At 62.2% G+C, this 4,226-nt stretch carries 5 protein-coding genes; 3 read left to right on the top strand and 2 right to left on the bottom strand.

Annotated features, from left to right (window positions below; genetic code table 11):
- The 3 genes from K8W16_RS10020 to K8W16_RS10010 form a co-directional block, all read left to right on the top strand.
- Positions 1–244: hypothetical protein (locus K8W16_RS10020; RefSeq protein ID WP_304123191.1), on the top strand; the 244-nt coding region annotated here is incomplete at its 5' end.
- 383 nt (positions 245–627) lie between these two features.
- Positions 628–978 carry a hypothetical protein gene (locus K8W16_RS10015; protein ID WP_304123189.1) on the top strand — a complete coding sequence of 117 codons (351 nt, stop codon included), beginning with the start codon at positions 628–630 and terminating at the stop codon, positions 976–978.
- 99 nt (positions 979–1,077) lie between these two features.
- Positions 1,078–1,578: an ASCH domain-containing protein gene (locus K8W16_RS10010; RefSeq protein WP_304123187.1), complete on the top strand. Its 501-nt coding sequence runs from the start codon at positions 1,078–1,080 to the stop codon at positions 1,576–1,578.
- Positions 1,579–1,797: 219 nt separating this feature from the next.
- On the opposite strand, the gene K8W16_RS10005 is transcribed toward K8W16_RS10010, so the two are convergent.
- Together K8W16_RS10005 and K8W16_RS10000 are read right to left on the bottom strand one after the other, a co-directional pair.
- Positions 1,798–3,654, bottom strand: coding sequence for an NERD domain-containing protein (locus K8W16_RS10005; RefSeq protein ID WP_304123184.1), 1,857 nt, complete (start codon positions 3,652–3,654; stop codon positions 1,798–1,800).
- A 286-nt stretch (positions 3,655–3,940) separates the two neighbouring features.
- Positions 3,941–4,226: transposase (locus K8W16_RS10000; protein WP_369694470.1), on the bottom strand; the 286-nt coding region annotated here is incomplete at its 5' end.

Below are 4,226 nucleotides of genomic sequence, written 5' to 3'. Positions count from 1 at the left end.
TTCTGAATATTACAGAGATCAGGATCTTACCGGAGCGTCTTCCCCACGCCCGTGGGGGTGTTTCTTCGTGTGGTCGATGGTGGCCAGCCTTCCCCACGCCTGCGGGGCATCAAAAGCCTTCGGGCAGGCCTTGTATCGCGCCCTTCCCACGTCGGCGCGCCTGCCCCTCCGGCGCGGCCCTGCAAGGGCGGGCTCGAAAAATGCCGGAGCCCTCAAATGTTCTTCCCCCGCAGGCGCGGCTTGAGGCGGGGCTTTTCCGCGCAGATGCCTTGAGGCGTGGGCCCGGAAAAGTTAAAGCGTTGCTTGAAGGGTTCTCCGGTTCGCGGGCGTTTCTGTAATATCCATGCCTGAGCGCCCCCTGTGCCACAAGGCCGCGCACGCGAAAAGGGCCCTGCAACGCCCCTTCCTGGGGGAAAGGCTTCAGCGGGCTTGTTTTCTGCCGCGCTCAGCCGCCCCTGCGCGCAACGCTTCGCAAACCCCTTTGCCTGCCTCCCCGTCGAGGCCCGTCCCTCCGGGAAAACGCCGCACTTCACCGTCAACATATCGCCAGGAGAATAGCCGCCGGACGACGGGCCGACCTTTGAAAAACAAATCCGTGTTCCGGGCATGCCCTCATACCGGACAGGCATGACGGACGACTTCCAGATCGTGCCGGATATGCGCTATCCTCCGCGGGATGAATTCGGGCATGAAATTCCGGGAACGGCATACCTTCCCGCCCGCAACAAGACCCTCGGCATGCCGGTCTACAGAAAGGCGGCCAGGATCATGCTCGATTTTTTGAAGACGCACCCCATCCGTTATTTCCGGTTCGGGACAGATGAGGAAAAAAGGCGGGAGCATCTCTATCCCGCCTTCGTCGTGCTTTGGGAAAGCTGCGGATACGCCTGCACCTATTCCGACGACAACAATTTCTGCTTTTCCGAGGCGAAGCCCCGGGACGCCCTGCCCCACGCCCGCAGGTGTTTCCGGCCCTAGCGCCGGCGCGGCATTAAAACTTTACCCCCCCCCACGCCCGCGGGTGTTTCCTTCTCCTTCAAAAGACAGTATGCTTTCCCGCAAACAGGCAGGCGGCGCATGAAAGCAATCTCCGTAAGGCAGCCCTGGGCCTCATTGATCGTCTCGGGGGAAAAAACTGTGGAATGCAGGACCTGGAAAACCAGCTATCGCGGCCCGCTGGCAATATGTGCCTCAAGGCAGCCGTACACGCTTGAATCCGGCCTTGTCCTGCCCGGCGGCGTCGTGCTCGGTGTCGTCGAGCTGCTTGACGTGCGCATGATGACGCGCGCCGATATCCCGGCTTCCTGCATGCAACGGCCTGAAGATATCCGCGCCGTGCTGCACGGCTATGCCTGGCATCTCCGCACCGTAATGGAATGTGTGCCTGTTCCCGTGAAGGGGAAGCTCAACCTGTTCAACCTTGATATCGAACTGCGGAAAAGGCCGGGGGATTTTTCCGGCCACTGGGCCTACCTCAAGTCCCTGCAGGAAGAATACGCGGGCCGGGCTTCCCCGCAGGGCCCCATGCCCGCTTCAGCACCCGGGCGCCGTTCCTCACAACGCCCGCACCGGAAATGAGCGCAAGGCCGCCATGGAAAAGCGCAGGCACAAAAGCAGGGCCTCGGCCATGGGCCCCTTTCCAGCCATAGCCCCTCCCCCACGTCCGGGGGCCATAGGCTCCCGCGCCTGCCCGGGGAGCCCTCCCCACGGCGCGGCCCTTCCCGGTATGCCGGTTTTCCGCCGCGCCTCCCCCTCAGGGAAAACGGGAAAAGCCCGGGAAGGGCGCTTTCCCTCCCCCTATCCCTCTTTTTCAGGGCCGACTCGCCCAGGGCCGCCCGTCCCTGCCCCGGCGTCGTCATACCAGATCACGGTAAGGCTTTCCCGGGCGCGCGTCATGCCCACATACACGGCGGAACGAAGGGAGCTTTTCGGCAGATTCCGCGCCCGGGCCTTTTCCCAGCTTTCCCGGCGCACGGTTTCATCCATTGAGGAGAGAAGACTGCCCTGCCGTCCGTCGGAGCAGGACAGAGGCAGAAGAAGCACGACATGGAAAAAATCCATGCCCTTCATGCTGTGCACCGTGGAAAGAGTCACGGAATCCAGCGTGATGTCGTAGCGGCGCTTGCTCTCTTCGCTGTCGGAAGCCGTCACCGTCATGAGTCCTTTCCGGGCCAGTTCCCTTTCCAGAAGCGCGGGCAGGCCGCCCGATTTCACATAGAGCACCGCATTGTCGCCCTGGGGCAGGCCGCTCTCCACACCGGCCACGATATCCTCGGCGGCCATGCGCGCGGCTTCGGCCTCGTCCTGCGCGGTGAGCACGGAAGGGAACGCGCCGCCGGAGCGCCCCAGAAGCTCCCCGGGCAGGAAGTTTTCCGGAGCCAGCCAGTCTTCGGCAAAGGCCATGACGGGCCCTGTGCAGCGGTAGCGCCGGGGAAGGCGGCGCACTTCCATGCCTTTCCACACCTCGGGCAAGGCCGGGGCATAGAGGTTCTGGGCCTGATCCACGGCAATGTGGAGAAAGCCGCCCTTCTTCAGGAGCCTTTCCACAATATCCGCCATGGCGGGGGTGAAATCCTGCCCCTCGTCCACAAGGACGGCATCCCAGCTTCCGCAGTGGGGGCAGCCTTCTTCCTGAAGCACAAGGCGCGCCATGTCGGCTTCGTCGCTGAAATACTGCCGGGAAGAGCCCTTGACGGGGCTGCCGTTGAGGCAGGCGATGAGGTCGAATACGGGAAGCACGAGAACCCCCTCGCCTTCAGGAAGCTTTTCCGGCACGGGCCGTTGGGGCATGAGCGGCACGCCGTTATTGGAGAGCATGCGGCGCAGATAGCCGGCCAGCGAAAGGTTGAAGCAGAGAAAAAGGATGCGCTTCTGCCCCTTGTCGAGAAGATACCTCGCCCTGCGCGCCAGCACCACGGTCTTGCCGCTGCCCGCAGGCCCGGCCAGCCGGCATCGGGCGCGCAGGGAAAGGGCTGCGGAGGCCTGGTCTTCGTCCAGCCGGATGAGGTCGTCCCCTTCCCGGCGGCCGCAGACGGTCTTGAAACACACGCTCTTGGAAAGCAGCCTTTTCTTCACCTCGCCCAGAAGCTCCGGCGTATGCTTCATGGGGAAAAAGGGCCGGAAATGCTCGTTGAGAAAGGCCTGAAACGCCGCCCCCCTGTCCGGGGAAGCCCGAAGGCCGTTGAGATCGTCTTTGAATATCGTCCTCACAGGATCCGTGATGCGGGAAATATTGCCCCCCGCGTCCTGCTCGCGCTTCAGGTATTCCTTCCTGGTGATGTTCGGCAGTATGACTCCCATCTCCAGCGGCAGGATATACCTGCCGGAGCCCTTTTCTCCCATGAGCCCCTTGAGTTCGTCCAGATAGGCCTGCACCTGGCCGAAGGGGCTTTTCCTCATCTCGTAGCGAAGCCCGGCGCGAAGCTGCGTCCGGTACTTGTCGCCGCCGTATATCTGCGCAAGCTCCCACGCCTTCACCTCAAACACGATAAGCCCGTTTTCCGGCGTGTAGAGCAGAAAGTCCGGCCGTATGCCCCCTATGTCCTGATCGAACCACCCATGGTAGGAAAAGGGAAGGCTTTTGAAGAATCCATAGATATCCTTTTCGCTGTCGGTCGCTTCCTTCGGCAGCTCTTCCGGTATCATGACGGCCATGGCTTCCGCTCCTTTTTTGCAGGTTGCGCCGCGCCCCGCCTTCCGGCCCCCGGTGCGGGGAAGCACCCTCTCCAGCTTAGGCAAAAACGCCCTCTCCCGCCACAGAAAAGCGGGCACCGGAACTCACGGAAAACAGCTTCGCCCGCTTCCGGCTTTTGGGAAAGTGCGGGGCGACCCGGAAAAAGCCCGCAGGGCCGCGGCAAGCTGTCCGAAAGCCGCGCGGGGCGGGCGCGGCCCCGGGAAAGGAAGGCCGGAAAAAGCCCGCACAGCACGGAAAAAGGCAAAGTCAGGACCGCCCCTTCAAGAGGCTGTTTGATTTGACCCTATAAGGGGTTGTTGCCCGGCTGCCCGTAAACGAACTGACGGGCCGTTCTACCAAGCTGTACTGATCCGTTATCTTGTCTCGTTCCTCCTGCTCCCGCACATGCTTGATGATGGTCGCCTCATTGACTCCCACCGTGCCGACAACATAACCGGTGCACCGGAAACGGCGCTTGCCGAACTTGCAGCGCAGATGCAGAAAACTCTCGAATATCCTCAGGGAACTTTTCCCTTTCAAATACCCCATGATC

The organism is Mailhella massiliensis (assembly GCF_020741395.1).
Taxonomy (GTDB): domain Bacteria; phylum Desulfobacterota; class Desulfovibrionia; order Desulfovibrionales; family Desulfovibrionaceae; genus Mailhella; species Mailhella massiliensis_A.
The sequence above is the reverse complement of the archived record's forward strand: the minus strand, read 5'-3'. Positions and strand labels throughout refer to the sequence as shown.

Bases quoted from the DNA above. Each gene is read 5' to 3' on its own strand.
- K8W16_RS10015 (WP_304123189.1), top strand. From the start codon at position 628: ATGACGGACGACTTCCAGATCGTGCCGGATATGCGCTATCCTCCGCGG.
- K8W16_RS10010 (WP_304123187.1), top strand. From the start codon at position 1,078: ATGAAAGCAATCTCCGTAAGGCAGCCCTGGGCCTCATTGATCGTCTCG.
- K8W16_RS10005 (WP_304123184.1), bottom strand. From the start codon at position 3,654: ATGGCCGTCATGATACCGGAAGAGCTGCCGAAGGAAGCGACCGACAGC.